Genomic DNA, 3,562 nt, shown 5'->3' with positions numbered 1-3,562 from the left:
TCCCTGAGATCCACGCCTGCAACGCGGTCGAAACCTGCAAGAAACCCGGTAAGTCGGCTTATCCGCCGGCAGAAGTCGTAACGGCAGCGACGACGGATTTCGAGAAGCGTGAGCCGGAGATAGCAGCGCTAATGTCTAAGGTCACCTTCACGGATGAGCAGATGAGCGAGACCCTGGCTTGGCAGGATAGCAAGAAGGCTTCGGCCGATGAGTCTGCGGTTCACTTTCTGACCACCTACAAAACGATTTGGGCGGACTGGCTCAGCCCCGAAGCCAAGGAAAAGCTTGCGGCAGTCCTGAAGTGAGATCCATCATTTCACTTGGACTCCGCACCTAATGGACGTGACGGGCTGTTCACTGATTTGGCAACCTCAAGCACGTCGACAAGCACCTCTCGTCCAATTCCGGTGCCACGCGCTGATGAGCCCGGCTGCCGGAGCACCGCGATTTAAGGCGACACATGGCAGCGTACGAAAGAGCTTTTGACTCGCTGGGACTGCGGTCGTGGTGCGACGTCGGCGCCATCGGTGGTCCCATGTCGATGGACGATCTACTTGCAAAGACTGGCGCCGCGGGGACCGACCAAACCGAATCTTTCCCGTTTCCATCCCTGGACGCCCTTCACAAGGCCTGCGGCGCCATCCCTCGCACCCGCGACATGACTGCCGGGTTGGAACGCCTGTTCCTGAATGTGAAAGATCCCATCAAAGTGGTTCTGGATCCGGTTACGCAGCCATTGAGTTGGGCCTTGCGTAACGCCATCGACATCATGCAAATGCTTCCGTGGTGGGCCGCGATCCTGATCCTGGTCGCCATCGCCCATTTTGCCGGGCGTCGCATCGGCGTGACGATGTTCGTGCTGGTGGCGTTCCTTGGGTTGGCGTTCATTGACCATTTTGGCTACGCGATGCAGACGCTCGCCATCATAATGGTCTGTACGTTCATCTGCGTCCTGTTCGGTGTGCCTATCGGCATTGCGATGTCACGCAGTAATCGGTTGGAGCGTTGGCTGACGCCTTTTCTAGACCTGCTGCAGACGTTGCCCACCTTCGTCTATCTTATCCCGCTGATATTTCTGTTCAGTGTCACGGAGCCGAAGCTCTACGGCATAGCAATCATTCTCTACGCCGTGGTGCCATCTATCAGGCTCACTAACCTGGGCATTCGGCTGGTGGACAAGGACGTTCTGGAAGCGGGGGAGGCGTTTGGCATGACCTCTTGGCAAAAGCTCTATCGCGTCCAGTTGCCGCTCGCGTTGCCGAACATCATGGCGGGGATCAACCAGACCATCATGCTGTCTTTATCCATGGTCGTGATCGCTTCGCTGGTGTCTGCGCCTGGCTTGGGAACCCTTGTCCTGCGAGGTATCAACAAACTTGAACTCGGCGTCGGCCTCGTCGCAGGCCTCGGCATTGTTCTCCTCGCCATTGTGCTCGACCGGGTCAGCCGGGCTGCCCTCCAGCGCGTCAACAAGATGCACCAGTCGCGGACATGAGTATGACCGAGAGTTTCGTATCAATCCGCAACCTCTATAAGATCTTCGGCAACAATGCGCCGGCCATGGTGTCTTACGCGAAGTCGGGGATGCATAAGAAAGACATGCTGCAGGCCCACGGCCATGTGCTCGGGCTGCGCGACATTAATGTTGAGATCAAAAAAGGCGAGATCACGGTGATCATGGGCCTCTCGGGCTCTGGAAAATCGACCCTGATCCGTCACCTCAACCGCCTTATCGACCCCACGGCGGGTGAGGTAATAGTCAACGGGACGGACATCATGAAACTCGATCGGGCGAGGCTCCGGCAGCTGCGCCGCACTCAGATGTCGATGGTCTTTCAGAAGTTTGCGCTGCTGCCGCATGAGACAGTCCTAAGGAATGCCGGTATGCCGTGCTCGGTGCGCGGCGACGGACGGGCAAAGACCGACGAGACGGCCCGCAAGTGGCTGAACAGGGTCGGTCTGGCGGGCTCGGAGGCGCTGTATCCCCACCAACTCTCGGGGGGCATGCAGCAGCGCGTCGGCCTCGCCCGGGCTCTGACGTCGAACTCCGAGCTCATGCTCATGGACGAAGCCTATTCAGCGCTGGACCCACTCATCCGGTCGAGCATGCAGGACCTTCTCCTCGAACTGCAGAAGGACCTCCAGAAGACCGTCGTATTCATCACACATGACCTCGATGAGGCTCTCAAGCTTGCGGACCACCTGGTGATCTTGAAGGACGGCGAGATCGTGCAGCAGGGGGAGCCGCAATACATTCTCCTCAACCCCGCCGACCCTTACATTGAAGACTTCGTCAGCGATATCAACCGCGCACGCGTCCTTCGCGTCCGATCGGTAATGGAAAAGACGATCACCGAGGACGACGGCTATGAAGTCCTGGACGGGGACGAGACCTTGGAGCGGGCGATCCTGCGATCCCATGGCGTCGCCGACAAATCCTTCGCGGTACACTCGGACGGAGTTCGGGTGGGTACGCTCAACATGACTGATGTTCTGAAGGCGCTTGTACCCGCGGTGGCGACCGGGCGGAACCATAGCGACTTGTGAGTTAGGACCACGACAATGGGATTCCCATGGCGCTCCCCAATCGAATGGACCTCGCTGTTGCCGAGAAAATGCCGTACCCCATGGCTGCACATCTTTGTGCTAAGGCTTTTCAGGCGTCGCCCGGGAAAATGACTGTATGAACCCTCTGGTCACAGCTTACGGAGCCCTCGTATTGGGTATTGTGTCGGAAGTCATCGGTTCATCGCTGTTGCCAAAAACACAGCAATTCACGAAGCTTGGACCTACTGCAGCTGCCATCGCCAGCTTTATTGTCGCGTTGTTCTTTCTCTCCCATGCCCTCAAATTGATTCCCCTGGGTGTCACGTACGCAATCTGGTGCGGTGTCGGCATGGTGCTGACGGCTATGGTGAGCGTTCACGTCTATAGGTCGCCGCTTGACCTGCCTGCGACATTGGGGATCATTCTGATTATTTGCGGTGTCGTGGTGATCAACATTTTCTCCAAGACTGTTGCTCACTGATAGCGAGTTTCGTTAGTCGCCCTGGCAGTCGAGCTGCTAAGGTTTGGAAATCCGCCGACCTCACGGTCCACGATGCGAAGGCGTCGGAGAATGCGCGCTGGTTGGCCGGCAGCAGATACGGATCGCCAAGTTCGAGCGCCAGATTCGCTGCCAACGGTTTGGAGCGTTCATCGCGGTAGATCGATCAGTTGGCGGTGGGGTTAGAGGATCTGAAAGACGACGCCCACAGAAGACGGACTGGCAGAACGGGCCGAAGCCACGACGACGATGGCGTCGGATTTACGCGCAGCACGCTAGTCTAGCTCGCACAGCGTGGATCTACCGATCAGGCTTACGCCGCGAGATTCGGGAGCGGTGTTTTCCGCTGCCGAACCTGAGCGGTGCGTCCTCACCATATTTGCGCAAGCTCGAGAAAACCGAACGGCTTACTGCAACTCTCGCGCGCGTCCGGCGCCATTCCTGGTTTCCCAGATTGACTCGAAGTTGCGTAGCATCACTTCCGCGACGCTGAAGGTGTGCTTTCCTTGCCGGGAA

General features: G+C 57.9%; 4 protein-coding genes. All 4 read left to right on the top strand.

Going from position 1 to position 3,562, the window contains the following annotated elements:
* Positions 1-305: glycine betaine ABC transporter substrate-binding protein (locus EN914_RS28555; RefSeq protein WP_281034675.1), on the top strand; the 305-nt coding region annotated here is incomplete at its 5' end.
* Positions 306-535: 230 nt separating this feature from the next.
* Positions 536-1,495 carry a proline/glycine betaine ABC transporter permease gene (locus tag EN914_RS28550; RefSeq protein ID WP_245265423.1) on the top strand — a complete coding sequence of 320 codons (960 nt, stop codon included), beginning with the start codon at positions 536-538 and terminating at the stop codon, positions 1,493-1,495.
* Positions 1,492-2,547, top strand: a complete 1,056-nt coding sequence (locus tag EN914_RS28545; RefSeq protein ID WP_196815426.1) for a glycine betaine/L-proline ABC transporter ATP-binding protein — start codon at positions 1,492-1,494, stop codon at positions 2,545-2,547. The genes EN914_RS28550 and EN914_RS28545 overlap by 4 nt, the downstream gene beginning before the upstream one ends.
* A gap of 136 nt (positions 2,548-2,683) precedes the next feature.
* Complete coding sequence (locus EN914_RS28540) at positions 2,684-3,028, top strand: multidrug efflux SMR transporter (RefSeq protein ID WP_024505662.1); 345 nt, start codon at positions 2,684-2,686, stop codon at positions 3,026-3,028.
* Positions 3,029-3,562 lie beyond the last annotated feature (534 nt).

It is taken from the genome of Mesorhizobium sp. M7A.F.Ca.CA.001.08.2.1, from assembly GCF_003998455.1.
GTDB lineage: Bacteria > Pseudomonadota > Alphaproteobacteria > Rhizobiales > Rhizobiaceae > Mesorhizobium > Mesorhizobium ciceri.
The sequence above is the reverse complement of the archived record's forward strand: the minus strand, read 5'-3'. Positions and strand labels throughout refer to the sequence as shown.

Excerpts from the sequence above, each read along its gene's own strand:
- EN914_RS28550 (WP_245265423.1), top strand. The coding sequence starts at position 536 with ATGTCGATGGACGATCTACTTGCAAAGACTGGCGCCGCGGGGACCGAC.
- EN914_RS28545 (WP_196815426.1), top strand. The coding sequence starts at position 1,492 with ATGAGTATGACCGAGAGTTTCGTATCAATCCGCAACCTCTATAAGATC.
- EN914_RS28540 (WP_024505662.1), top strand. The coding sequence starts at position 2,684 with ATGAACCCTCTGGTCACAGCTTACGGAGCCCTCGTATTGGGTATTGTG.